Genomic DNA, 26,665 nt, shown 5'->3' with positions numbered 1-26,665 from the left:
TTCTTTTCCGGCATTTTATATCCGGCAATTTATCCGGCAGATCCTCCCCAACGACTTTTTACCAAAAATATTTATCCCCGGTTTCCGGACCTATGCCGCCGCCACCGCATATCCTTTTATTATATCAACTTCGGAAGGTAACGATATGCTGGAATTAACAACTACCCTGACTACGCTCCATGTAATCTATCTGATAGGCGTGATCACCATATTGACCGTTATGGTCTTAAGGCGGGATACCCCCGCTGTCTGTATCGCATTCCTGTTTCTCATCGGCCTGGCCGCTACCAAAACCCTGGCAGGAGGGATCCAGACCGTATTCAATGCCACGCTCTACGCGGCAAACCAGTTTATGGAGATCATCGCGACCATCGCCCTGATCACCGCCCTCTCCAAGTGCCTCTCAGACCTTGGAAGCGACTATCTGATGATGAAACCCATGTCAAAGATCATGCGCACCCCGTCAGCCGCCTGGTGGATCCTGGGGATCGTCATGATGATATTCTCCCTGTTCCTGTGGCCATCCCCGTCGGTTGCGCTGGTCGGGGCCATCATGCTCCCCTTAGCCATCCGCAAGGGTTTAAATCCTCTGATGGCCGCCATGGCCATGAACCTGTTTGGCCACGGCTTTGCACTGAGCTATGACTTCGTGATCCAGGGTGCGCCCGCCATCTCGGCAGCCTCCGCGGGGATCGACACCATCGAGGTCGTAACAGCTGGAACTCCGCTGTTTCTCACCATGGGCATTGTCACCGTAGCAGCCGCATTTATGATGAACCGCAGATCCATCAGGGATTCAAAAACTGCCGATCTGTCCGGCAGCAGCTTAAGCTCCGACGCAGCCGTTCATCACAGGAAAGCGGCCCGGTTTATCGCCATCTTCACACCCCTTGCATTTCTCGCCGATATCGCCATGATGTTCTTTTACGGCCTTAAGGGCGGGGACGCCACCAGCCTGGTATCGGGCACCGCCACGCTCCTTATGGTGCTGGGCGCCATTCTGGGATTCGGGAAGCAGGCCCCGGAGAAGGTGACGGACTATCTGATCCACGGATTTTTATTTGCCATCAAAATCTTCGCTCCGGTGATTTTAATCGGCGCGTTTTTCTTTCTTGGAGGAGAAGGGATCACCTCGATCCTGGGTGAGCAGTACAAGACCGGGATCATGAGCGACTGGGCGATCTGGCTGGCAGGAAAGGCTCCGCTGAACAAATATATGGCCGCTCTGCTCCAGATGGTGGTCGGCGCGCTGACCGGCCTGGACGGATCGGGATTCTCCGGGCTGCCCCTCACCGGCGCCCTGTCCCACACGTTCTCCCTGATCACCGGCGGCTCCGTTCCCATCTTTGCGGCACTGGGCCAGATCACCGCAATCTTTGTGGGCGGCGGTACCATCGTGCCCTGGGGGATCATCCCGGTGGCTGCGATCTGCAACGTCAGCCCCATGGAGCTGGCGCGGAAAAACCTGATTCCGGTTATGATCGGATTCGCCTGCACCTTTGTGCTGGCCTGTCTCTTGATATAACAGAAAGGACTTGAAATTATGAGCAGTATCAGTGGATTTTGTGATTTTACAACCGATTACAGCCAGGACCCAGAACACTACAGCCAGATCCTCGCATCCATGAACCGGGCGCAGGCACACCGGGGACCGGACGGCCAGGGCGTTTATCTGGCTCCCCACATCGGCCTGGCCCACTCCAGGCTTTCCGTCACCCACTTAGATGCCGGGGGCGAGCCTCTGCTTAAGACCATCGGCGGACGGACCTGGGCCGCCGTGCTGGACGGCGAACTCTACAATGCCGGGGAGCTTAAGGCGGACCTGGCCTCCCGGGGACAGATCCTTCAGTCGGGGACCGACACGGAGATCATCCTCCTTTCCTATCTGGAATATGGCAGGGAATTTGTCAAACGCTTAAACGGCGTCTTTTCCTTCGCTGTCTGGGACCCGGCCCAGGAGCTTCTGCTGCTTTACCGGGACCGCAGCGGGATCAAGCCCCTGTTCTTCTGTAAACAGGATGACCGGCTGGTCTTTGCATCGGAACTAAAAGGCATCCTGGCATGGCCGGGCATGGAAACCCGCCTGGACCGCCAGGGGCTGAATGAGATCTTCAGCATTGGCCCCGCAAGGACCTGCGGATGCGGGATATTGAAAGGCGTAAGCGAGGTTCTGCCGGGGCACTATCTGACTTACGGCAGGCAGGGGATGGATGAGACCCGCTACTGGAAGCTGGAAAGCCATTCCCATGAGGATGATTATGAAAAAACTGTGGAGACGGCAACAGAGCTGGTGCTGGACTCCATCCGCCGCCAGATGGTCTCCGACGTGCCCTTATGCACCTTTTTATCCGGCGGTGTGGACTCCAGCCTGGTATCCGCGGTCTGTGCGGCAGAACTTAAAAAGAAGGGGGAACGGCTCAACACATTTTCCTTTGACTTTACCGGAAATGACCGGTATTTCAAAGCCAACTCCTTCCAACCCTCCCTGGACCGGCCCTATGTGGATCAGATGGTACAATTTCTCGGCTCCGAGCACCGGTATCTGGAATGCAGCATCCAGGACCAGGCCGATTACTTAAAGCAATCGGTGGACGCCCATGACCTGCCGGCTATGGCCGATGTGGATTCCTCCATGCTCTACTTCTGCTCCCTGGTAAAAGACCACAGCAAAGTAGCCCTGACCGGGGAATGCGCCGATGAGATCTTCGGCGGCTATCCCTGGTTTCACAAAAAAGAATGCTTTGAAGCCGGGACATTTCCCTGGACCATGGACTTAGGGGCCCGGAAGGTCCTGTTAAAAGACGAGTTTGTGGATTATCTTGACATGGACGGATATGTGGCGGAGCGCTATGAAGCTTCCGTCAGCGAGACGCCGCGTCTGGAATCTGACACGGCAGAGGAGGCCCGCCGCCGGGAGATCGCATATCTGAACCAGAAATGGTTTATGCAGACATTACTTGACCGCATGGACCGGGCCAGCATGTATTCCGGCCTGGCGGCCCGCGTCCCCTTTGCCGACTACCGGTTAAATGAATATATTTTCAATGTGCCGTGGGATATGAAGACCCGGGACGGCGTGGTAAAGAGCCTGCTGAGGCAGTGCGGAAAGGACTATCTGCCGGCCGAGGTCCTTTACCGGAAGAAATCCCCTTATCCCAAGACTTATGACACCCGCTACGAAGCTTTGCTTGCAGAAAAGGTCCGGGAGATCCTTGCGGACTCCTCCTCCCCGGTCCTTCCATTTTTGGACTTAAAGAAGGTGGACGCCTTTTTAAACGCCCCCTCCGACTACGGAAAACCCTGGTATGGACAGCTGATGGCCGGGCCGCAGATGCTGGCCTATATCTGGCAGATCGATTACTGGATGCGCAAATACCAGATCCGGTTAACGGCATAGTGCGCCGCGCGGAGTCCGCAGCCTCTTGAAATTATAATTGCATTTGCTCAAAACGAAACGTATAATGATAGAATACAGAAAAGTGTATACGGGGAGGGCGCTATGTATTTATTTCAAAAGATGGATGAACTGGCGTTGCAGTATCATGACGCCAGAAAAAATGTCGCAGAGTTTTTGTTGACGGAGCGTTCTCGCGCAGGAGAATTTTCCATGCAGGATATTGCACGGAAAACATTTACCTCAAAACCAACCCTGTCACGTTTTGCCAAGAAGCTGGGATATAATGGATGGACGGATTTTTTTGCTGACTTTATGGCGGAATGCCAGTACCTTGAAAGCCATTTTACGGACGTTGACCCCAATATCCCATTTTCAGAAAACGACCACACCAGTGAAATGATCGAAAAGATCTGCCGGATCCAGATGGAAAGCTTAAAGGATACCATAGATCAGATGGATTACAGTGATATCGAAAAAGCGGGTGACCTGCTGTTAAAATCCAAAAAGATCGTGATATTTTCCATGTCGCCCAATATTTTTCTGGGGGAACTGTTTAAGCGTAAGATGGAGAGCATCCGTATACTGGTCCATCTGGCCAGCAGTGATGAGGGCGGGCTGATCGCCAATTCCTTAAACCAGGATGACTGCGCGGTCATCGTTTCCTATTCCGGCAACAATCCGTTTCGTGTTCCGACCAGATACATCCCGGGGCTTCGGGAACGCGGGGTGCCGATCGTGGGTATTACCAGTCAGGGAGAAAATTATCTGCGCCAAAACTCAGATATCTGCCTGACCATCTCGTCAAGAGAACGGCTTTATACGAAGATCGCCAATTATACTACAGAGGAATCCATCCAGTTTATCTTTAACGTACTGTTTTCTTACTGCTTTTCAAAAGACTATAAGAACAATTACGAATACAAAACAAAAAGTTCAACAGCTCTTGAAGTTTCAAGGGAAACTTCAACCGCCGAAAACTAAGCGGCACAGGGGACCAACGGCAGCAGACGGGTCCCCTGTGTTTCGTTTTGTTTCGGGATAAAACGTGATCACCGCCCAAACCGCGAACCGCTGTTTCAACTTCAGTCTGACCGGCAGAAAGCTCTTGAAATCAGGCAGTAAGGGTTGTATCCTATGGTTACATAAAAACCGCGGGTGATTCTTTACTGGCCATAAAGAAGCAAATTCAAACGTTAAGGAGAAAACCGTAATGGATCAAACTAAAAACTATGAGTTCCTGGCAAAGCAGATCGTAGAACTCGTTGGAGGGGACAGCAATATTCATTCATTACATCATTGCCAGACAAGGCTTCGTTTTAAACTGGATGACGCTGCAAAGGCGGACGAAGCCGCCATTGCAGAACTGGATGGTGTAGTACAGGTGATCAACAAGGGCGGTATGTTCCAGGTCGTCATCGGCATGGAAGTGGCCGCTGTCTATGATGAGGTCGCGAAACTGATCTCAAATAAGGATTCAGGCAATGACAAGGGGGCGGAGACAAAAGAAAAACAGAGTGTCTTCAACATCGTTTCCGACTTTGTTTCCAGTATCTTTTCACCGATCGTACCGGCGCTTGCCGGGGCCGGTATGGTAAAAGCGCTGCTGGCGCTGCTTACAGCCTTCAGCCTGGTGGACAAAACGGCACAGACTTATATTATCATAAATATGATCGGAGATGCCACCTTCGCGTTTATGCCGATCCTGCTGGCATATACCACCGCGCAGAAATTAAAATGCAATCCGATCCTGGCTGCGGTAACGGCAGGGATCATGTGCCATGCAGGCTGGGCTGACTTAGTCGCAGCAAAGGAAGCGGTGTATTTCCTGAATGTGGTTCCTCTGTATCTGGTGCGGTATACCAATTCCGTGATCCCCATTGTTTTGGTCATGCTGGTACAGGCTCCCTTTGAAAAATGGCTGAATAAGCATATCCCGGGTTCTGTCCGCCTTGTATTTGCACCGATGATCGAATTTATTGTGATGGGTGTCCTTGCCCTGTCGATCATTGGCCCGTTTGGGGATTACGCAGGTAAGATCTTTACGTTGATCTTTGGCTGGCTCAGTGAAAATGTCGGCTGGCTGGAAGCTGCCCTGATGGGCGCCACCTACTCTACCCTGGTTATTTTCGGCCTGCACCATGGACTTGCACCGCTGGGGACCATGCAGATGGCACAGATGGGATATGACGGCATCTTCGGGCCGGGTGTCCTCTGCGCCAACATTGGACAGGGTACGGCCGCGCTCGTAACCGGCCTTCTTTCTAAAGACAGCAGGACAAAACAGATCGGTACATCCGCCGGGATCACCGGTCTCATGGGAACCACGGAACCGGCTCTATACGGTCTGAACGTCCCAAAGAAATACCCGCTGGTGGCAGGCGCCATCGGCGCCGGGTTCGGAGGTCTGTATGCAGGATTCACCCATGTGCACCGCTATGCCACCGGCTCATCAGGCCTGCCGGCTGTGGTGATGTACATCGGTGATGGAACCATGGCATTTTTCTATAACATCCTGATCGCACTCGGCATTACCATCGTGATCACAGCGGCGATAACCGTAGTCCTGTTTCAGAAATATGATGGTAAGGAATCGGTCAAAGGCAGCATAAAGGCTGAAAAGGCGGCACCGTCCGAGATAAAAACCGAGGTGATAAAAGCTCCGGTAACAGGAACGGCCCGGCCTTTATCAGAAGCAGAGGATGAGGTTTTTGCAAAGGAAGCCCTGGGAAAAGGCGCCCTGATCGAGCCATCTGCCGGGCAGGTATGCGCTCCGTGCGACGGTATCGTTTCTGCGTTATTTCCGACGGGCCACGCACTTGGCATCACTTCAGCAGATGGCGCAGAGGTTTTGGTACATATCGGGATCAATACGGTTGAGATGAACGGAAAAGGATTCCAGGCGCTTGTTAAGCAGGGTGACAGGGTAAGAGAAGGACAGCCTCTGGTGGATTTTGATATAAAAGAGATCCGGAAGGCCGGATTTTCCACCCAGACCATGGTACTCATTACCAATACGCCCGAATATAAGGATGTTCTGTTTGATGCGGCAGGGGCGATCACTGCAGGTCAGGATTTCCTGAGATTAGAACGACAGACTGGAGGAGAACAATGAGCTTTCCAAAGAATTTTTTATGGGGCGGTGCAACAGCCGCCAATCAGACTGAGGGGGCCTGGGATGAGGACGGAAGGGGTCCGGCGCTGACGGATGTGACAACCGGCGGTGCGGCAAATGAGGAACGAAGGATCACATACCGGAATGCAGATGGAACAGGCGGGACCATGACGCGGGGCGGAAAGCTTCCGGAAGGCGCACGCTATGCAGTGCTGGATGAATACTATTATCCAAATCACAATGGAAATGACGGATATCATCGCTACAAGGAGGATATCGCCCTGTTTGCCGAGATGGGCTTTAAGATCTACCGCATGTCCATATCCTGGTCCCGCCTCTATCCGACCGGTCTGGAGAAAGAGCCGAACAGAGCGGGAGTTGAGCATTACCGCAGGGTGTTTGAGGAGCTGCGCAAATATAAGATCGAGCCGTTAGTAACCATCTGGCATTTTGATACGCCTCTCTATCTGGAGGAGCATTGCGGCGGGTGGCTGAACCGTGATCTGATCGACGCGTATGTCCGTTTTGCAACTACTTGCTTTATGGAGTATCAAGGACTGGTAAAATACTGGCTGACCTTTAACGAGATCAACAATACCATTCAGTTTATCCGTGCAGGCGGAAGGCCGCTGACGGATCAGGACTATGCAGACGCTTATCAAAAGGTCCATTATCAACTGGTCGCCAGTGCAAAGGCAGTACAGATCGGCCACGCCATAGATCCGGAAAATAAGATCGGCTGTATGATCTGCGGATCTACCAACTACCCGATGACACCGGATCCGAAAGACATACTATGGAACCGCCATATATGGGAAAAGAATATTTTTTATGCAGGAGATGTGCATTGCTTCGGCACATATTCCAGCTATGCAAAAAGGCTCTGGAAGGAGCATCATGTGGAGCTGGATTTTACAGAGGAAGATGCGGCAGCCTTAAAACAGGGAACCGTTGATATGTACACCTTTTCCTACTACCACACCAATGTTGTAACGACCCACAAGGTGACCGAGCTTGTAGGCGGGAATTTCAGTTCAGGCGCCAGAAATGAATATCTGACCTACAGTGACTGGGGCTGGTCTCTGGATCCGGACGGCATGCAGTATTTTATGGAGGTCATCTATGACCGCTACCGGCTCCCGCTGATGATCGTGGAAAATGGAATCGGCGCCTACGACAAGGTGGAAAAAGACAAACGCATCCACGATGATTACCGGATCGCCTACCACAGAGACCATATTAAAGCTATGAAAGCTGCCATGGACCATGGGGTGGACTGTATCGCTTATACCACATGGGGATGCATTGATGTGGTATCTGCATCCACCGGAGAGATGGCGAAACGATATGGGCAGATTTATGTGGATGTGGATGACAATGGAAACGGAACCTATGAACGGCTGAAAAAGGATTCCTTCTTCTGGTACAAGAAGCTGATTGAATCAAATGGAGAATGTCTGGATTAGAAAGGATATTTTGTTAGGGGAATGACGATGATGGAACACTTTTCCAATCAGGATTTGAAACAATTGATCATACCGCTGTTTTTAGAGCAGCTTCTGGTCGCGCTGGTCGGTATGGCGGATGTTTTTGTCATCGGTTTTGTAGGCGAGGCTGCTGTCTCTGGTGTGTCTTTGGTAAACTCGTTCAACACGATCTTTTTGAATCTGTTTACTGCACTGGCGGCGGGAGGCGCAGTGGTCATCAGCCAGTATATCGGCAGAAAAGAGAATGAACTGGCAGGACGCTGTGCCTGCCAGCTGGCCACATCCGCAGCGCTTTTTTCGGCAGCGGCGGCCCTGCTGATCCTGCTTGGCAGCCAGCCGCTGCTGCGGATGCTGTTCGGTAAAGTAGAGCCGGAGGTCATGACCGCCTGCGTTACATACCTGCGCATCTCAGCCTATTCCTATCCGGCCCTGGCTGTCTATAATGCAGGCGCCGCCCTTTACCGCAGCTTCGGAAAAACCAGTGTCACCATGTATATTTCCGTGGTGTCGAATCTCATCAATCTGGTGGGCAACTGCATCGGCGTCTTCGTACTCCATGCGGGTGTGGCCGGGGTCGCATGGCCCTCTCTGATCGCAAGACTGTTCTCGGCCATTGTCATTACTGCGCTTTGCTTTTCAAAGCAAAATCCGGTATCCTACTGTTGGAACTGGCTGCTGCGCCTGGAGAGCGGCCTGCAGGCAAAAATCCTGCGCATCGCCGTGCCAAATGGTTTTGAAAGCGGCATTTTCCAACTGGTCAAGGTCGCGCTGAGCAGCGTTATATCCATGTTTGGCACTTACCAGATCGCTGCAAATGGTGTGGCACAGACTTTCTGGAGCATGGCAGCGCTGGCCTGCGTGGCTATGGGACCGGTTTTCATCACGGTGATCGGACAGTGTATGGGAGCGGGGGATGTGAGGGCTGCCGGCCTGTATTTTCGGAAGCTGTTAAAGATCACCATGATCTTCTCCGCTGTTTGGAATATGCTGATCCTGGCGCTGACGCCGATCATCCTGCACATCTATACTCTCGAGAGCGAAACAAAGAGACTGATCTTCTGGCTGGTACTGATCCACAACGTATTCTGCGCAGGTATCCTGCCGCTGGCGGATTCCCTTGGCAAGGGGCTTCGCGCAACTGGTGATGTGGCCTTTACCACAGGGATCTCCCTGTTCACAACCATCGGAGTGCGGCTGGTATTTTCCATGCTGTTCGCCGTAGTGTGGCAAATGGGCGTCATCGGGATCGCACTGGCGATGTGCCTGGACTGGACCGTTCGTGGGATTATCTTCCTGCTCCGCATGAAGCAGGGCAAATGGAAGCACTATAAAGTGATTTGATGATACATATTGTTTAAATAAGGAGATACATGATCATGAAATATCAAAATGCAGAGAAATTTGAAGAAATCAATGTGTTTGGGAAGGGCAATCCCAACGAGGCCTATGCACAGTATTTTATCGGCAATTCTTTTTTGAAGCCATTAACAGCCCCGGAAGCAGGCCTTCATATGTCCAATGTGACGTTTGAGCCGGGCTGCCGGAATAACTGGCATATCCATCATGCTAAAAGCGGAGGCGGCCAGATCTTGATCTGCACCGCCGGAGAGGGGTGGTATCAGGAGGCAGGAAAACCGGCAGTCAGCCTGGTTCCGGGCATGGTGGTCACGATACCGGAGGGCGTAAAGCACTGGCATGGGGCAAAAGCGGATACCTGGTTCAGCCATATTTCGATAGAGGTTCCCGGCGAGGACAATTCCAATGAATGGCTGGAACCTGTGAAGGATGAAACCTATTTAAATTTAATATAAAGGAGATAAAAATCATGGAAAAACAGACAGCAGGAAGAAACCGGCTTGGGGCTTTCGCTCCAAAATTTGCAGAGTTAAATGATGATGTGCTGTTCGGCGAAGTATGGGCCAGAGAGGATAAGCTTTCTCTGCATGACCGCAGTATGATCACCGTAACCGTACTGATGACGAAAGGGATTTTTGACAGCTCTATGAAAACGCACATTTCAAATGCGAAAAAGAATGGCGTGACTGCCGAAGAGATGGCGGAACTGATCACCCACGCGGCGTTCTATGCCGGATGGCCTAATGCATGGGCTGCGTTTAATCTGGCAAAAGAAGTGTATGAGGACGCAAGATAACTGGAAGAAAAAGAATAGTTACCTTCAGCAGGACCGTCGGCGGAGGCGTCATCCATGTATGTTTCAGAGATGGATGACGCCTCCGCCAGCTTGTCCTATCGGCCGCAGCTTTGAAGCGCCTAGTCTGCCGCCAGGTTTGTGACCGCTCCGGCCTCTTCCTTTCCGGCATAAATGCGGATATTGGTCTTACCGTTCTCGTTTAAGATCTGGGCCTGGGCTTTTCCCTGGAACAAATACCAGATGTCCACTGCCGTGTCCCTGAACCAGATAACGGTCTGGCCCTGGTCCATCTCGCTTAAAAGGCAGGCGGACTGGCCGTCCCTGATCCTGCCGAAAAATCCCCGCCGCTGCACATCCCACCAGCGCCAGCTTCCCCGGGTGCCGCCGAACCGGAACAGTTCTTCTGAATAATTGTACAGCGCAAGCTGCATCTTTTTCAGCGCCTGGGGCCTCTCCCGCTGCTTTGACAGCGTATGCACATTGAGCATCTCATCCGCGTTCAGCATCCAGTTTAAAAATGGCTGGAACAGCTCTTTCCGGCTGGTGTTGAACATGATCTCTATGTGCTGGGTAACGCTGTTGTTGGTCCAATACACCACATAGCTGCCTTTCAGCAGATTCTCCTTTACACAGACACAGCAGATCTGCTCCTTGCGGATCCGGATCGTCTTCACACTGCCGTCCGGCTCCCGCTCCAGATAGACCAGATGGTGGGGGCTTCGGGTCAGCATATATTCATGCTGTTCTCTCCGGTACCTGGACTGTGGGACAAAGATCAGCCGCTCATAGTCCAGCTCTCCCCGGATGCAGTTTCTCAGATTCGCCCTGTATTCCCTGGGAATGTCCTCGTACTCCCACATGCGTCTCGGAAAATCCGCCGCTGTCGGCCTGGGATCAACCATGTCTTTACCAAAAAAGCTCATATCCGCACCTCCCCGGGCATCTTCTGCCCAAATCAATCACAACTTAAACAGAGTGCTCAGTATCCCCCGGCCAAGGGACGCGCCCACATTGCCGCCCAGCTTCTTCCCGAAGCTGCCGCCGATATGCTTTCCGAATTCATTGCCGATCTCCCGGCCAAGGGTCCCGGCTGCACTGCTGGCTACATTGCCCACCGCGGATTTCACCTTTTTCTCCCGGGCTGCGGCTGCTTTTTCCTCCGCCTTTCTCCGGGCTTCCTCCTCTTTTAAGCGCTGCTTTTCCGCCGCCGCTTCCTCCCGCTGGCGCTGCTTCTCTGCGGCAAGCTCCGCTTTCTGGCGCTCTTTCTCCGCGGCAAGCTCCGCTCTCTGGCGTTCTTTCTCCGCAGCGGCCGCTTCCGCGGCTTTCTGCTCTTCTTCCGCCTCAGTCAGGGACTTGCGCTGCAAAAATTCATACGCGGAATCCCGGTCCACCATCTGGTCGTATTTGATATACAGAAGGCTTCCCTTCACCAGGCTGTCCCGCACTGCGTCATTAAGCGCCCCCATCAGGCTCTGGGGAGGCAGGATCTTGCAGTTTTCCACCACAGTGGGAACCCCCTTTTCATCCAGCACGGAAACCAGCGCTTCGCCTACCCCAAGCTGGAGCAGCGTCTCATAGGTGTCAAATTCCGGATTGGTGCGAAAGGAGTCTGCCGCAGCTTTCGTCGCTTTCTGCTCTTTGGGCGTATAGGCATGAAGGGCGTGCTGGACCTTGTTCCCCAACTGGCTGAGTACCCCGTCCGGAATGTCCTGCGGAGTCTGGGTGATAAAATAGATCCCCACCCCTTTGGAGCGAATCAGCTTCACCACCTGTTCCACCTTGGTAAGAAGCGCCCTGGAGGCCGTGTCAAACAGCAGATGGGCCTCGTCAAAGAAGAACACCATCCGCGGTTTCTCCAAATCTCCAGCCTCCGGCAGGGTCTCAAACAGCTCTGACATCATCCACAGAAGGAAGGTTGCATACATGGTGGGATTCTGGATCAGCTTCTGGCAGTCCAGCACCTGGATCGTCCCCTTGCCGTTGCAGTCCGTACAGAGCCAGTCCCGGATGTCTAAGGCCGGTTCACCGAAAAACTGGTCTCCGCCCTCCGCCTCCAGAGCCACCACCGAACGGACGATGGCGCTTAAGCTCTGTTTGGAAACGCTGCCGTACTGGAGCGCGTACTCCTTATTATTCTCTCCCACATACTGGAGCATAGCCTTCAAATCCTTGGTGTCGATCAGAAGCAGCCCCTCATCGTCCGCGATCTTGAACACCACGGTCAGCACATCTGTCTGGGTATCGTTAAGATCCATGATCTGAGCCAGCAAAAGCGGCCCCATCTCGGAGATCGTGGTGCGCAGCGGCAGCCCCTTCTCCCCATACACATCCCAGAAGTTGGTGGGATATGGCTGGAAGTGAAATCCCTCCGCCGCAAGCCCCATCTTGTCGACCCGCTTCTGCACCGCTTCATTCATGAGCCCCGGCTGGCACATCCCCGCCAGGTCGCCCTTCACGTCCGCGAGAAATACCGGCACGCCGCAGTCGCTGAAGGACTCGGCCATGACCTTTAAGGTAATGGTCTTACCAGTGCCCGTAGCCCCCGCGATCATGCCGTGGCGGTTCGCCATCTTCGGGTAAATATATACGTTTTTGTCCCCTGTCCTGCCGATCAATATCTTTCCGTCCTGATACATATGTAAGTCCTCCTGTTTTCCGGCTGTCTTCCAATTCTTTCTTACTTATAATGTACCATGGGGGGCTTTATTTATCAAGTGCCAGGCTTACGCTGAACCGTGTATCTGCCGCGCTGCAGGATCAGGCAGACACGCCCTGCGCAGCCCCGAAGATCTGCCGGTCGATATCCTCGATGGTGATCTGACCCAGACGTGTCCTGCAGCCCTCATCCAGATCCCGGTACAAATTCCTCATGACCGTATCCATGCCGGATGCAATCAGACAGGCCAGGTGAGGGTCTCCTGTCCTCCAGCCTGCCGAGACAAATGAGACGTTCAGCGCGTCCGCGATCATGCGCAGGGTGACCTGGGACGGCTTTTTCACAAACTGATAACCGCCCTCGATCCCTTTTTTCGTTTCCACCAGCCCCGCCCTGCTCAGACCTGACATTACCTTGCGGATCCTGGCCGGGTTGGTGCAGACATTTTCAGCCACCGCTTCACTGGACTGGACGTCATGCCTGTGGTTTAGATATACCAGAGCATGTACAGCTACAGTAAATTCGCTTGTCATACCTCTTTTCCCCCTTGTTCTTTGGTAAATATCTCCTGGTTGTCTTTCCTTCCCTGTTTCCACACATTACTGCGCTTGATCCACGGCATTGTGCGGCTCGACCAGGATCCCTTCCGGTCCTCCTGAGACCTGGCCCTGGGAAGGACTTGTCGCGGTCTGACCTGATGCACCGGTCTGGCCTCCCGATGTGCCGGTTTGGCCTCCTGCACCGGCCTGGCCGCCTGATGCACCGGTTTGATCTCCTGCCGCGCCGGTCTGGCCGCCTGCCGCACCGGTCTGCCCTGCCGCACCAGCCTGACCGTTTTCTGCACCGTTTTGATTTGCAGCTCCAGTCCCGGACGTTTCCCCGGTTCCTCCTGCTGTTCCGGCATTCGTCACATCTCCGGTACCTGTGGTGGTACCCGCTCCACCTCCTGCCGCCTCGCCGGTTTCCGCTCCAACCGGGTTCTGGACCGTCGTATTCCTATGGATCACACCATTCTTAGGCTTATAGCTGCTGTTGTGGAGCGGTTTTTCCTCGATCACTTCCCCATTTTTCTTAAGCACCCGGTAGCTTTTCCAGACGGAACCGGGCGTCGGAGCCTCCACTACCTTCTCGCTCCCATAGGCGAGTGCTGGATTCTCCTCATACACTGCCTCACCCGGTTCTACGTCCCGGACTTTTTCAGAACGGATGGAAACTTCCACTCCCTCATCCAAAATCGGAAGCCCTACGATGGACATTTTCAGCTCCCGGCCGGAAAATGCCGCCCGGAGCACAACGGAGGCGCTGCCCGTATTGACAAATTTAAGATCCGGTCCTGCGTAACCGTCAAAGCTGACCATGGCATCCTGGCCTTTTTCCACATAGGAGGGCGCAAAGCTGTGGGCATTGCGCTCCGTAGTGCGAAACCCCGACTCAATGATGGCATGGTACAGCGTCGTGGAAACCTGGCAGACACCGCCTCCCGGTTCCTCGATCAGGACGCCGTTTTTATAAGCGCCGGCGGGCTGATACCCTTTTTCACTGGTCCGGTTCCCTGTCGCCATATTAAATGAAAATTCTTCCCCCGGCTGCAAAACTGTGCCGTCAATGGCGTCCACCGCCAGTTTGATATTCTGGTTCCGGTTTTTATTATCCGTTGTTTTTGTCGTAAACGTGCCGATGACCTGGTACTGAGCCTTCGCCTGCTGTCTCGTCCGCTCCGGTTCCAGCACAGCAAATCCCGCAGGGACCACAGCGTCCATGCGGCCTTCCTCCACCGCCTGTAAAAGACTGTCCGCCAGCGCTTCCTGATCCAGCGCCCTTCCGCGTTTTTCTTCCGAGTAAGTATACACTCCGCTGGCTCTGTCAAAGGATTCGGCCTGGGAGCTTACCGGCTGACTGTCCCACTGCCCTGCCAGCTCCGACGCAAACTCCTTAAAACGCTGTTTTAACGCATCATAATCCGGCTGGAGTTCTTCTGTATCCGGCAGCACACCGCTTCGCAGCCTGCCGGTCACATCCTCCAGCCATCCCGCAAGATAATCCGGGACTACAACCTGATCCGCTCCATCCGATACCTGGAGGCGCCAGCGGTAAGCTTCCTTAAGCTTTTTCTCCGCCTGCGCCATGGTAAGTCCCGTCAGATCCACACGGCCTGCACTGACACCCGCAGGAAATACCTCCTGCGGTATGGATACAGACGCCTGTTCTTCAGTTCCTTTCGTCTCATTTCCCGGCAGCAGGCCCAGGTCCTTATCCGGATAACTCTCACCGGCAGTTTTCACCTCTCCGCCTGATATCGACCGGACCAATCCCCGGACGCCGGCAAACGCCAGCCCGGAAATTAACACTCCCGAGACCAGCGCTGCGGCTAACATTATGCGTTTTTTCTTTCTTCTCTCTTTTATCCTTCGCAATGTACTGCTGTTTCGTCTTTTCTCCATTACGTTCCGTCTCTTTTCCCTTCCAAAGTCTGGCGGATAATGCTGTGCATCATATCTTCCGACAACATTCCGCTGACATAACCAAATACATTGCCTTCCCTGTCGATCATAAAGGTAGTCGGGAAGGAATAGATGCCATAGCCGTTGAACAGCTCTCCCGTAGTATCCATCAGGACCGGATAGGTGTATCCGTTCTCCTCCAGGAATGCCTTGATCCCGGCCTCGTCCTTCTCCTGCCCCATGTTCGGGGCCGCAACTCCCAGCACGATCACCGCATCATCGCCCTCTGTCTCCGCATTCTCGTACAGGTTCTGGATATCCGGCATCTCCGCACGGCACGGCGGGCACCAGGTCGCCCAAAAGTTCAAGAAAATGGTCTTTCCTTTATAATCTTCCAATGTATGGGTATTTCCATACTGGTCTTTTAATTCAAAATCAAGCGCTGGCAGGACAACCGGCTCCGAAGCTGCCGCATCCCCGCTGTTCGCTGCGGCGCTGCCGCCTGCACCTGTGCCATCCGCCGCATTTTGACCGCCTGCTGCTCTGCCGCTGTCCGCTGCACTCTGGCCGCCCGCTGCGTTCTCATTGTCCGCTGTGCTTTGACCGCCTGCTGCGTTCCCACTGCCCACTGCACTCCGGCCGCCCGCCGCGTTCTCATTATCCGCCGCACTCTGGCCGCCCGCTGCGTCCTCACTGCCCACTGCGCTTTGACTGCCTGCGGAAGCTTCCTCTCCATTTGACCGCGCTTCGGCTGTCTGCTCCACGCCCTGCCCGGGCGTTACGGAGGAGAGATATCCGGTGATCGCATTCATTTTTCCTGTAAACATCATGAAGCCCATAAGGATCATGAGTACACCGCCGATCTTTACGGTGTACTGTACAACACCCCGGTATTTCCTGAAAAATTCCAGAAGCGAGGTGGTGAAAAGCCCGACCGCCAGAAATGGCAGGACGAACCCAAGCGTGTATACGCCGATCAGCAAAAATCCCATACTTTTGGTCGATGCCGATGCCGCCATCAGAAGTACGCTGGTCAGCGCCGGTCCCACACAGGGGGTCCAGGCAAAGCTGAAGGTAAATCCCATGATGAGCGCCGTGAGCGGGGACATGGCCAGTTTATCAAGCTGAAACGGCAGACGCCGCTCTTTCCCGATCACATCGGAGGTCCCAAACACTCCCAGCTGGTAAAGTCCAAACAGGATCACCAGTATGCCGCCGATCCTGGCAAACATCGCCTGTTTCGAGTTAAAGAAGGTCCCGACCGCCGACATTCCCAAGCCCAGCAGGAAGAATGCAAAGCTGACCCCGATCACAAAAAACAGCGTATGCAGCATTACCTTGCTCCGCTTATAATGGATCTTCCCATCCTCCTGGCGGACACCTGTACCTCCTGACAGGTAGCCGATATACAGCGGCAGAAGCGGGAGCACACAGGGGGAGAAGAAACTGATCAGCCCCTGGAAAAACACGGTCATCGCCGGTACGCTTACGTCTAAAGAAAAACCCATATAATTTATCTCCTTTTCATCTATCCTGTCTTAACTATGTCAAATTCCTGTAAACAGATCATTCAGCGCTTCACTCATGGTCGGGTGGGTAAAAATATTGTCCCTGAGCGCCGTATAAGGAAGGCCCGCGTCCATGGCAAGCTTCACCAGATTGATCATCTCGTAGGATTCCTGGCAGAAAAGATGTGCTCCAAGGATCCTGCCGCTCTCCTCATCCACGACTGCTTTTAAAAGGCCAACCGGCTCCTCCAATACCTGAGCCTTCGGAATGGCCGCAACCGCAAGCTTCCCAACCTTGACCCGGTATCCAGCCGCCAGGGCTTCCTTCTCACTCATACCCACACGGGAAAATGCCGGTCTCAAAAATACGCTGTAGGGAACCGCCCCGCGCTTCGATAAGGTATAGCTGCCGTCTCCCAGCACCGCCGACTTTACGATCCGGTAATCATCCAGGGATAGATACGTAAACTGCAGCCCGCCTCTCACATCTCCCATAGCGTAAATATGCGGCGCCGTTGTGGCAAGATGATCGTCCGTCACGATCCCGCCTCTGGCGTCTGTCTCCACTCCTGCTGCTTCCAGATTCAGACCTGCCGTGTTGGGTCTGCGGCCTGTAGCCACCAGTACCGCATCGGCCGGAAGCTTCTTCACGCCGTCTGCATCCTCAGTCACCACCAGCGCATGGCCGTCCGCCTGCTCCACCCCAGTCACCCGGACACCTGTTTTTACTTCGATGCCCCGGTCTGCCAGCGTCTGCCAAACGGCCTCCGCGATCTCTGCATCCTCTCTCGGAAGGAATACTGCTCCATCCTGAAGGATCGTGACCTTTGATCCAAAATCAGCAAAAATAGAAGAAAACTCCATGCCGATATAGCCGCCGCCTATGATCACCAGGGACTTCGGAAGCTTCTCCAGGCTTAAGATCCCGTCACTGTTATGTACGTAAGGATTATCCTTCAATCCGTCGATGGGCGGCATCCAGGAGGAAGAACCGGTATTGATGAAGATCTGTGCCCCTTCCAGATACTGTGTTTCGCCATTATGCACCACTTTTACCACATGAGGGGATTCAAAGCTTGCGTTCCCATCGATCACGGTCACGTTGGGATTGCTGTCCAGCTTGCCGTAATTCTTACCCCGGAGGCTGGTCACCAGCTCCTCTTTCTTCTTCATGGCGTCACGGAATACCCTGTCACGGTCCTCAAAGCTTTTGCCCTGTGTCCCGTCCGATCCTGCCACGCCCTCAAAGGCAGCTGCCATCTCCACCTCTTTCGCCGCGCTCCGCGCCCGGTTCACCAACAGCTTGGTTGGAATACAGCCCACATTGATGCAGGTACCGCCATACATTTTGTTGGACTGCTCCACGATCGCCACCGTCCTGCCTGCCGCGCCCAAGGCTCCTGCCAGGGTTTTCCCGCCTTTTCCAAATCCGATCACAACCGCATCATATGTTTTAGTATTCGCTCTCTCATCCATGATCTATTCTCCTAATTGTAATTATTTTTGTTACGTTTATACTGTTATTATATTTGTTACAGTATGTATTGTCAAGCACTTTTTTCTATTTTCCCTATAGTTTTTCTAGGAAATGATACAGACCATGGATTCTATCAGAGATAAACCACAAAAAACGTTTACGGAAGGATTCGAACCTTCGGTGCAAAACTGCACACCGCCTTAGCAGGGCGGCACCTTAAGCCTCTCGGTCACGTAAACGTAAATGGATGGGGCAGGACTCGAACCTGCGGTGTTTCCTTGTAACAGATTTACAGTCTGCTGCCCTCGCCGCTGGGCATACCCATCCAAAATGATCCCCGCGGGACTTGAACCCGACATCTCCAGCGTGAAAGGCTGGCGTCCTTCCCTTTAGACCAGGGGACCCGGCGCAGGCTCCATATGCAGAGCCTGCAGCTTATGCGCAGTCTCCGTGTGCAGAGCCAGCGACTTTTATATAAATCTGCGCACCATTTATGCACAGGCTGCCGCGCAGGCGGATACCGCATACTCCGATTCAGCATGCTTTATTTTGGCATACTCCGGCTGATACCCATAGTGATATTCCGCCATACATTCTTCCTCTGCCTCCGTCCCTGCAATATCCAGGACCAGAATATCATCAATGTGTACCTGGAATAAAACCGCCAGGACCACCAGGTTATCGATCGTGGGCATGGCGGTCCCATGCTGCCACTTGTAGATCGCCTGCGGCGTGGCAAACCCAAACACCGCCTGCAGCTCCCTCACCGACAGCCCGGCCCGCTGTCTTAACTCCGCAATATTCCGTCCGGTTCCCACCATATCAATGGCTGGTATCGTCACCATTTCCTGTTCCTCCTGTTCCGGCTCCGACCGGGACAGGTCTGTCCTAGTCGGATGCCTTAAAATTATAAACCGGTTTCATCACCTCTATGACATCTACCGATTCCTCAATGACGTCTATGATGTCCTCCAGGGATTTATATGCCATCGGTGCCTCATCCAGGGTAGCCTCATTCACCGATGTGGTAAAAATCCCTTCCATCACATGTTTGTATTCCTCCATGTCAAGGGTGTTCTTTGCCCTGGTCCTGGACATGAGACGCCCTGCCCCGTGGGGCGCGGAGTCATTCCATTCCGGATTGCCCTTCCCCACAGCCAGCACGCTTCCATCCCGCATATTGATCGGGATCAGCACCTTCTCTCCCTTGTGGGCCGCAATGGCGCCCTTCCTTAAGATCATTTCCTCTGTATCAATGTAATTGTGGATGGTGTGAAAGCTCTCGCCGCCCCACATTCCCGTGCGGGCCAAGAGCACTTCCGCGATCTTTTCCCGGTTCCTTTTTGCAAACCGCTGACAGATCTCCACATCGTGTAAGTAATCCTCAAAATACGTCCCGTACAGATAGCACAGGTCCTCCGGCATCGTGGCCTCCCTTTTACTCCATGAGATCGCTTCAAGAGCTGCCTGGATCTCACTGCGCCGTCCCTGTTCTTTATAAGTCCGGATGATCTCATCCCTCTGCTGGAAATAGGTCTCTTTCCCCTTATTTAAGTCAATGGCAAGCTGCTGGTACAACTCAGCCACCTGCTTTCCCAGGTTCCGGCTGCCGGTATGGATCACCAGATACTTTCTGCCATCCCCCGCCTGATCCACCTCAATAAAGTGGTTCCCGCCGCCAAGCGTACCGATACTCCGCTCCAGCCATTTGGTGTTCCTAAGGCTCCGGTAGCAGCGCAGCTCCTCTAGATCAAACTTCTCCTGCCGCCCCTCCCAGATGTGCATGCCGGAAGGCACATAGTGGGCCGCTTCATCCAGCTTCTCAAAATCCACGTCGGCTTTCCCTAAATCCACCGTATACATGCCGCAGCCGATGTCAACCCCCACGATATTCGGCACCGCTTTATCGGTGATCGTCATGGTCGTTCCGATGGTACAGCCCTTCCCCGCATGGACATCCGGCATGATCCGGATCCGGCTTCCTTCTGTAAATTCATAATCGCACATTCTCCTGATCTGTGCTATAGCTTCCTCCTCCACTACCTTCGCGTAGCAGATTGCCGTGTTCACTGCTCCTTTTATCTCGAACATGTTTTTTCTCCTTTCCCTGTTTCTCTGAATCTTCCGCCTGGATCCTCCGCCAAAATCTCTCTCACCAAAACAAGCAACGCGCGTCTCCAGGCATCAAAAAAACCGCCAATCTCATAAAAGATAAGCGGTTTCCATACTAAACTATACTGCTGCATATACAGGAAATCTGTCAACAGATCTCTACACAGTATCGTTCTCGCATTATCTTAAATGAGTGCATGAAACACAGGCTCTGGTTTTCACTCAGTGCCGGGTAGTGTTCGCTTATAAAATAATCGCGCCTGATAACTGTGTTCATCATCCTGATTTCCTTTCTGGACTTTTCAGTCCGCTTTTCTTTCTGATGTTACTATAACATCTTTTGGTGGATTTGTCATTATACTTGTGGTATAAAAAATGTCTATTATTTCAATCCACTTTTATGTGTCATCGTAATGATTCCTTTTTTATATAAAACAAATGCCCCAGCCGCAGTAACCGCCATGCAGAGCAAAACAGCAAACCCTTCTTTTCCAGCCAATGGAATAAATGCGTTAATAATAAAAACCAACGCCATCGGAAGGATCATGCTGAGGCTTTTATTGCGGGTAAGGACCGGGCGGAGTGGGACAAGCAGCACTCCCGGCATAAATCCACATTATTCCATCGGATACACGATCCCCCATTGCCGCCTCAGCTCATCCATCCACTGAAGCATACGCAACGTCTCCTCATGAGGCATCTGAGGACATTCAAGCTCCCCGTGCTCGATCGCATGGACACAGGCCTCCACCTCATATTCATAGCCGGTGATCTGCTTCGGCGTCTCATAGGCGGCAACCAGTTTCCGGTCGGTATCAAATACCTTGATCCCTCCGCAGTTGTTGATGTTCTCCGTCTCGATATATCCCTTATCGCCATATATGATCCCTCTGCGGTCACTTAAGCTGCGGGCGCTGGCATTTAAGGCCGCCATCCTGCCGTCCTTATACACAAGCGTGATATTCTCCTGCATGTCCATACCATGTTCATTGAATACCGCTGTACCGGTAATATTCTCAATATCATCGCCAAATACCATAGACGCAAAATTCAGGGTATAAATGCCGATATCCAACAGCGCCCCTCCGGCCAGTTCCGGTTTTGTGATCCGGTCCTTCCAGTCGATGATATAAGAGAGATTGGCCGCCAACATATGGGGCGTCCCGATGATCCCGCTTGCCAGCACCTCCTCCAGTGTCCTGCGCATCGGCATATACCTGGTCCAGATGGCCTCCGTTAAGAGAAGCCCTTTCTCCTTTGCCATGGCAAACAGCTCCCGCGCCTGCCCCTCATTGACCGTAAAGGCTTTCTCGCAGAGCACATGCTTGCCGTGCTCCAGACACAGCTTCACATGGTCATAGTGGTGGGAATGAGGCGTAGCCACATACACCAGATCCACCGACGGATCTTCAAGCATCTCCTCATAAGAGCCATATGCTTTCTCAAATCCATATTGGTCCGCAAAGGCTTTTGCCCGCTCAAGATTCCGTGCCGCAATCGCATACCTTGCCACTGTCTCCATCCCCTGTAACGTTTCCCCCATGAAGCCGGCGATCCTGCCCGCCCCGATAATCCCCATCTTTATCATTTTTCATATCCCCTTATCATAATTTTGCCATATCTGCTTTTGCTGCGCTTTTGTCCAGTTTTTTCCAGACCTGTCCGATCAGAAAAAGGCATGAGCCTTCTTCCAAAACTTCTCTCCTCACAGTTTCCTGTAACTCTTTGCGTACTTCCTTGCATATAAGTATCTGATACCTCCATTATAAAGTCTATCTGCGTGTATTTCAACATAAATCCTCCAAATCAGGCTGCAACCACAGAGACATCCCTCCATCCTCAATTCAATTCCAAAATTTTTGAAAACCTGCGGCGATACGCCAAGTAACTAAAAGATACAAATCTGATCACACTGTGCCGAATAGATTTACCGCTGCCAATGCATCTTTTATCATATGATTTTTATGATTTGTAGAACTCATTTGTCATTTTCACAATCTCTGCCGGAATTAAAAGATAAAAGATTAATTCCTGAAAACCTTAGATTCCCGCAGCCGGTATAGATACCGGCTGCGGCGAAGCCCGATATGTCAAGCCTCTATATGATACTTTTCAAACATCTCCTGAAGAAATCCTGCATCCTTGCTGAGGAGAGGTAACTTATCGGCATCTCCATCAGCTATCATGGAATTCATAAGCTGCAAAAGCTTATTCCGACCTTCCTCAAGGCCTTCCAGACGTCCCTCCTTCCGCTCATCGCTGAGCATCTCGCTGAACAGCATATACCTCACCTCCATTCCCCGGCTCTGCTTGATCTCCGCAATCCTTGCCTCAATCTTACTGAGCAGCTCATCTGACTGACTCTCCTCCGCAGTAGCCGCGCCGTCCACATACTTTAAAAAACGGACCAGCTCCGGAGCTTCCTCTGCATCATTCTTGCCCTTCGTGTTCAAAAACACCTTATAAGCTTCGTCTCCAAGTTCCTCACCGGTCTCACTGCACCGGTTCATATAGGTGTAACGGTAAAGCCCGTGCCCAAACGGATCAAAGGTACAGATAAAGATAATAAAACTCTTGGGAAGCTCATTAAACTCCTCTCCCGGCTTTAACTCCACCATATCCATCTGGCTCTGATAAAAACGGCTCCGCCTGGGAAGATTTTTCTTGTTCGTGGTCTGCATCTCCACATTGTATACGCTTCCCGCCCTGTCATCCGCATAGACATCCAGGCGCACGCCCCGGTAGTCCGGATTCACCAGCATGCTCGCTTCTCCTATAACTTTTACCGCCCTGATCGGAATCCCCATCACACGCTCCAGGACGCCGCGGCAGATCTCCTCATCTTCCATCGTCGCCGCAAACATGAACGCATCCGGAAACTGTAATTCATAAAATGCTTTCTTCTCCCCCATACTCCTGCCTTTCTGATGCGGCAGCAGCGGTAAACTCTACTCGTACTTTTATTATAAAGGATGCAGGAAGGCAACGCAAGAATTTTCTTATTTGTAAACCAGTTGACAGCCGTCCCTGCTATTCCATGCTATATTCACTTAAAAATATTGAACATATGGAGGTATTTATGAGCGCACAATCCGGTTACTCTTTTTACGGCCAGGATATCGGTATCCTGGTATTTTCCGGCACGGCCCCCCGGATCCCCGGCGACGCCGGACATGCGGGGACTTTCTCCTATCCGGTACGCTATCAGATCGTGGACGGAGGATTTTCAGACTTGATCGACGGTTCCCCCGCCATCCATGACCGGCTGATCGATGCATGCAGGACTTTAAAACACCAGGGAATCCGGGGCATCGTGGGCGACTGCGGACTCTGGTCTCTCTATCAAACGGAGATCGGGCGAACTCTACACATTCCCTTTGCAGGGTCTTCCCTGTGCCAGATCCCGGTCATCTGGCAGATGATCGGGCGCAGCGGCACCATCGGTATCATCACCGGCCATTCCGGTTTCTTAAAAGAAACCCATCTGAAAAATTCCGGCTGGCAGGAGAGCATACCGCTGTCCATCGAGGGAATGCAGTGTATGCAGCATTTTTCAGAAGTCGTGATCAACGGCGTTGGACATCTGGATATCGATCTGATGCGGCGGGATGTCCTTAAGGCTGCCAAAAATCTGTACGCCGGCACTCCGGATCTCAGGGCTGTGATCCTGGAATGCAGCAATCTTGCTACCTATTCCCACGATGTGTCAGACTATTTAAATATCCCGGTATTTGACACAATATCTGCCGCAAACCTTCTGCACTACAGCCTCAGGCCACTAGTATTTGCCGGACAGGCAGCCGGCAACAGCTGAGGATAGTATACAAAAACCAGAGTACACACCGGAATCCAACCGGGATACTCTGGTTTTTCTTTTTCTACTGACTACAGGAAATTTATGACAACTCCCGCCAGCATTGTAGACAAAATGGTCACCACCGTAATGCCGCCTACCACATACGGAACGCTTAAGGTCTCCTCGATAAAGGTCTTTTCGTCGTCCGTCCTGCCAACTGCCTCACTGACCTCACGACAGATAACCACGTTGGACGGGAACCCCAAAAACTGCTCTACTCCGATCCCAACAGCCAGATCACGGTCTCCGACAAGCTTCCAACCGGGAAGGATCCAGCCAATGACGATAATTCCCACACAGGCCGCTGCAAACAGCACGATTGTCTGAAATGCCATGGTCCCCAGGTCCGCAGGCGATACCTTTCCTAAGGACGGGATGATGGAACCGAATACTGCGATCATCATAAGGCCGTAGGAGTTGCTGCGCTGAAGCGGTTTCGGCGGAATATAACCTCCAATACCGGATACCGAGCCCAACAGCAAGGCCCAGATGCTGTAATTGACCGGTGTGATGGACCCCAGTACCTGTGAGATCCAGGCGCCGATACAGACGATCGCGATCAGCACATTTGCCGTAAATAATTCCTTGTGCTTCTCATAAAACATGGGCTTATTGGACGCCGTTCCCTTCTGCTTGACCGCCAGAGCCTCCATATGGGCGGCCGGGTCCTTCCGGAATTCGGCTACCAGTTTTTTCGCATAGCGCAGACCCATCGCAGATGCGATCGGCGCGCCGACAAACTTCTGCACAGAATAGATAACCGCGCACAGGGCCGCCGCTGTGATAAGCCCCCGCTCTGTCGCTGCCTGGGTCATCAGCGAAGTAGCCATAGCGGCGCCGTTGATAACCGGCATGCCCACCAGAACCGTGTCAAATCCCACAAGCGGCGCCACACACAGCATAGCCAGACAGGAGAACACCATACAGAGCGCCGCCATCAGAACGGTCTTCCACTCCTGGACCAGCTGCCTGATGTTGATCGTAGACCCCATGTTAAACAAAACCATTGCCGTAGCTGCCGTCGCAAGCTTTGTTAGCCCCGCCTGGTCAATGATATCCTTCGGGATCACATTTGCCAGAAATCCCACCAGGAAAAGCAGCATGACCATCATCATTCCGGACAGCTTTCCACCGGTAGCATGTCCGATCAAATCCCCCACTGCAAATACAACCACCACGATCATTAAATAGAAATATACTGAACTGAACATTTCTTACCCTCCTCATTTGCACCCCATCAGTGTTTTTCTAAATCCGATATTCTTAAGACAGCCGCCGCCAGCAGCTTTGCGCGTTTAAACATGCTGTCCACCAGCGCATATTCATGGTCAGAATGGTTAAACTGGCCCTGAACGCCCATGGAACAGATCACCGGAGTACCGCCAAGTAAGATGAAAGAAGCATCTGAGCCGCCGCCTAAAAACACCCTTCCCATACTCCCAAAACCGTATTCCTCCGAAATACCGCCCACAAAATCCGCCAGCTTAAGGACTTCCTCTGAGCTGTCAAACGGCGCCATAAACTCCCGGAATTCAAATTCCGCTGTGGTCTGGTCCACTGTGGTGTGTCCACAGATCTCCTCAAGCGCCGCAAGAACCCTGTCCCGCTCCGCCACACTCCCGAACCGCAGGTCAACGGTACAGGAACAGACTGGCGGTATGCTATTTTGCACGGTTCCACCCTGAATCATAGTCACTGCAACGGTTGTATTGGCATCCAGATCCGTCAACGCTTCTATCTGCGGGATCTTCTGCGCCATCTCTGTAATAGCGCTGCGTCCTTCAGAATAATTGTTACCGGAATGAGCCGCAACTCCCCGGACCGTGACCGTAGCCTGCCCGGTTCCCTTCCGGCCAATGCAGATCGCATTGTTTAAAAGCCCGGTTTCCATGTTGAATGCACAGACGCCCCCGCCTCCATGGGAAACTAAAAAGTGTTTGGTATCTCCCCATTGATGCCCATTTTCCTCATCTCCCACGAACACGAATTTGATGGGCCGCCCGTTCCATCCTGCCTCAGTCAACGCTTTTGCGATCCAGATAGACATTACAATGCCGCCCTTCATATCCAGGCACCCCAGGCCATGGGCTTTATTCTCCTCATCGATAAAGAACTTATGGTCCCCCTTCAGCGGTACCACATCATAATGCCCGGTAAACATCACCGGCCTGCCAGGACGTTCTTTGCCCAAAACTGCCTCTAAGCCATATCCGTTTTTCTCACCCACGTCGTAAAGCCTGCATTCGCACCCGATTGCTTCCAGCTCCGATTTTAAAAGCACTGCCATGGCATCCGCCCGTTCCTTCTCAGTGGCATCGCTGCGCAGATCCACAAACCGTTTCCACATGGCAATGATATCGTCGTGGTGCGCGTCAATATAGCCGCAGGCTGCACCAAAGATTTCACTGTCTCTTTTCATACTTTATCCTTTCCCTTTTGTGGATGGACCACCGAAGCCGCGCTCAAG

At 52.8% G+C, this 26,665-nt stretch carries 23 protein-coding genes and 3 tRNA genes; 9 read left to right on the top strand and 17 right to left on the bottom strand.

Annotated elements, in window-relative coordinates; genetic code table 11:
- Positions 1–145 precede the first annotated feature (145 nt).
- The 8 genes from AB1I67_RS08475 (at position 146) to AB1I67_RS08440 (ending at position 10,148) form a co-directional block, all read left to right on the top strand.
- On the top strand, positions 146–1,525 hold the full coding sequence (locus AB1I67_RS08475) for a citrate transporter (RefSeq protein ID WP_367029454.1): 1,380 nt from the start codon (positions 146–148) through the stop codon (positions 1,523–1,525).
- An 18-nt stretch (positions 1,526–1,543) separates the two neighbouring features.
- Positions 1,544–3,397: an asparagine synthase (glutamine-hydrolyzing) gene (asnB, locus tag AB1I67_RS08470; protein ID WP_367029453.1), complete on the top strand. Its 1,854-nt coding sequence runs from the start codon at positions 1,544–1,546 to the stop codon at positions 3,395–3,397.
- Positions 3,398–3,499: 102 nt separating this feature from the next.
- Complete coding sequence (locus AB1I67_RS08465) at positions 3,500–4,378, top strand: MurR/RpiR family transcriptional regulator (RefSeq protein ID WP_367029452.1); 879 nt, start codon at positions 3,500–3,502, stop codon at positions 4,376–4,378.
- A 229-nt stretch (positions 4,379–4,607) separates the two neighbouring features.
- Positions 4,608–6,509: a beta-glucoside-specific PTS transporter subunit IIABC gene (locus AB1I67_RS08460; RefSeq protein WP_367029451.1), complete on the top strand. Its 1,902-nt coding sequence runs from the start codon at positions 4,608–4,610 to the stop codon at positions 6,507–6,509.
- Complete coding sequence (locus AB1I67_RS08455; protein WP_367029450.1) at positions 6,506–7,975, top strand: glycoside hydrolase family 1 protein; 1,470 nt, start codon at positions 6,506–6,508, stop codon at positions 7,973–7,975. Before AB1I67_RS08460 ends, AB1I67_RS08455 begins: the two co-directional genes overlap by 4 nt.
- 27 nt (positions 7,976–8,002) lie before the next feature.
- Complete coding sequence (locus AB1I67_RS08450; RefSeq protein ID WP_367029449.1) at positions 8,003–9,337, top strand: MATE family efflux transporter; 1,335 nt, start codon at positions 8,003–8,005, stop codon at positions 9,335–9,337.
- 35 nt (positions 9,338–9,372) lie between these two features.
- Positions 9,373–9,807: a cupin domain-containing protein gene (locus tag AB1I67_RS08445; RefSeq protein ID WP_367029448.1), complete on the top strand. Its 435-nt coding sequence runs from the start codon at positions 9,373–9,375 to the stop codon at positions 9,805–9,807.
- Positions 9,808–9,821: 14 nt separating this feature from the next.
- The gene (locus tag AB1I67_RS08440; protein WP_367029447.1) at positions 9,822–10,148 is read left to right on the top strand and encodes a carboxymuconolactone decarboxylase family protein; all 327 of its coding nucleotides are present in this window, start codon (positions 9,822–9,824) and stop codon (positions 10,146–10,148) included.
- Positions 10,149–10,267: 119 nt separating this feature from the next.
- Here AB1I67_RS08440 and AB1I67_RS08435 read toward each other — a convergent pair whose 3' ends face one another.
- The 15 genes from AB1I67_RS08435 to AB1I67_RS08365 form a co-directional block, all read right to left on the bottom strand.
- Positions 10,268–11,071 carry a hypothetical protein gene (locus tag AB1I67_RS08435; protein ID WP_367029446.1) on the bottom strand — a complete coding sequence of 268 codons (804 nt, stop codon included), beginning with the start codon at positions 11,069–11,071 and terminating at the stop codon, positions 10,268–10,270.
- Between the two features lie 36 nt (positions 11,072–11,107).
- On the bottom strand, positions 11,108–12,784 hold the full coding sequence (locus AB1I67_RS08430; RefSeq protein ID WP_367029445.1) for a helicase HerA-like domain-containing protein: 1,677 nt from the start codon (positions 12,782–12,784) through the stop codon (positions 11,108–11,110).
- Between the two features lie 121 nt (positions 12,785–12,905).
- Positions 12,906–13,337 (bottom strand): Rrf2 family transcriptional regulator, encoded by a 432-nt coding sequence (locus AB1I67_RS08425; protein WP_367029444.1) that lies wholly within the window; start codon positions 13,335–13,337, stop codon positions 12,906–12,908.
- Positions 13,338–13,403: 66 nt separating this feature from the next.
- Positions 13,404–15,245 carry a VanW family protein gene (locus AB1I67_RS08420; RefSeq protein ID WP_367029443.1) on the bottom strand — a complete coding sequence of 614 codons (1,842 nt, stop codon included), beginning with the start codon at positions 15,243–15,245 and terminating at the stop codon, positions 13,404–13,406.
- The gene (locus AB1I67_RS08415; protein ID WP_367029442.1) at positions 15,245–16,753 is read right to left on the bottom strand and encodes a cytochrome c biogenesis protein CcdA; all 1,509 of its coding nucleotides are present in this window, start codon (positions 16,751–16,753) and stop codon (positions 15,245–15,247) included. The genes AB1I67_RS08420 and AB1I67_RS08415 overlap by 1 nt, the downstream gene beginning before the upstream one ends.
- Positions 16,754–16,792: 39 nt before the next feature.
- The gene (locus AB1I67_RS08410; RefSeq protein ID WP_367029441.1) at positions 16,793–18,229 is read right to left on the bottom strand and encodes an FAD-dependent oxidoreductase; all 1,437 of its coding nucleotides are present in this window, start codon (positions 18,227–18,229) and stop codon (positions 16,793–16,795) included.
- 155 nt (positions 18,230–18,384) lie between these two features.
- Positions 18,385–18,469, bottom strand: a tRNA-Ser gene (locus AB1I67_RS08405).
- A gap of 5 nt (positions 18,470–18,474) precedes the next feature.
- Positions 18,475–18,557: transfer RNA gene (locus AB1I67_RS08400), tRNA-Tyr, on the bottom strand.
- Between the two features lie 4 nt (positions 18,558–18,561).
- Positions 18,562–18,634 (bottom strand) — tRNA-Glu (locus AB1I67_RS08395).
- An 87-nt stretch (positions 18,635–18,721) separates the two neighbouring features.
- Positions 18,722–19,075 carry a helix-turn-helix transcriptional regulator gene (locus AB1I67_RS08390; protein WP_367029440.1) on the bottom strand — a complete coding sequence of 118 codons (354 nt, stop codon included), beginning with the start codon at positions 19,073–19,075 and terminating at the stop codon, positions 18,722–18,724.
- 43 nt (positions 19,076–19,118) lie between these two features.
- Positions 19,119–20,321: an RtcB family protein gene (locus AB1I67_RS08385; RefSeq protein ID WP_367029439.1), complete on the bottom strand. Its 1,203-nt coding sequence runs from the start codon at positions 20,319–20,321 to the stop codon at positions 19,119–19,121.
- Positions 20,322–20,724: 403 nt separating this feature from the next.
- Positions 20,725–20,949, bottom strand: a complete 225-nt coding sequence (locus tag AB1I67_RS08380) for a hypothetical protein (RefSeq protein ID WP_367029438.1) — start codon at positions 20,947–20,949, stop codon at positions 20,725–20,727.
- A gap of 9 nt (positions 20,950–20,958) precedes the next feature.
- Positions 20,959–21,930, bottom strand: coding sequence for a Gfo/Idh/MocA family oxidoreductase (locus AB1I67_RS08375; protein ID WP_367029437.1), 972 nt, complete (start codon positions 21,928–21,930; stop codon positions 20,959–20,961).
- Positions 21,927–22,136 (bottom strand): hypothetical protein, encoded by a 210-nt coding sequence (locus AB1I67_RS08370; protein ID WP_367029436.1) that lies wholly within the window; start codon positions 22,134–22,136, stop codon positions 21,927–21,929. Before AB1I67_RS08370 ends, AB1I67_RS08375 begins: the two co-directional genes overlap by 4 nt.
- Before the next feature lie 296 nt (positions 22,137–22,432).
- Positions 22,433–23,254 carry an Rpn family recombination-promoting nuclease/putative transposase gene (locus tag AB1I67_RS08365; RefSeq protein ID WP_367029435.1) on the bottom strand — a complete coding sequence of 274 codons (822 nt, stop codon included), beginning with the start codon at positions 23,252–23,254 and terminating at the stop codon, positions 22,433–22,435.
- A 167-nt stretch (positions 23,255–23,421) separates the two neighbouring features.
- Here AB1I67_RS08365 and AB1I67_RS08360 point away from each other — a divergent pair, with 167 nt between their 5' ends.
- Positions 23,422–24,156 (top strand): hypothetical protein, encoded by a 735-nt coding sequence (locus tag AB1I67_RS08360; protein WP_367029434.1) that lies wholly within the window; start codon positions 23,422–23,424, stop codon positions 24,154–24,156.
- A 71-nt stretch (positions 24,157–24,227) separates the two neighbouring features.
- Here the strand turns inward: AB1I67_RS08360 and AB1I67_RS08355 are convergent, their stop codons facing one another.
- A complete protein-coding gene (locus AB1I67_RS08355) occupies positions 24,228–25,409 on the bottom strand; it encodes a hypothetical protein (RefSeq protein ID WP_367029433.1) in 1,182 nt (393 codons plus the stop codon).
- A 26-nt stretch (positions 25,410–25,435) separates the two neighbouring features.
- The gene (locus AB1I67_RS08350; protein WP_367029432.1) at positions 25,436–26,617 is read right to left on the bottom strand and encodes a M20/M25/M40 family metallo-hydrolase; all 1,182 of its coding nucleotides are present in this window, start codon (positions 26,615–26,617) and stop codon (positions 25,436–25,438) included.
- Positions 26,618–26,665: the final 48 nt, after the last annotated feature.

The organism is Clostridium sp. AN503 (genome assembly GCF_040719375.1).
Classification (GTDB): domain Bacteria; phylum Bacillota; class Clostridia; order Lachnospirales; family Lachnospiraceae; genus Brotaphodocola.
This window is presented reverse-complemented; position numbering and strand designations above follow the sequence as displayed.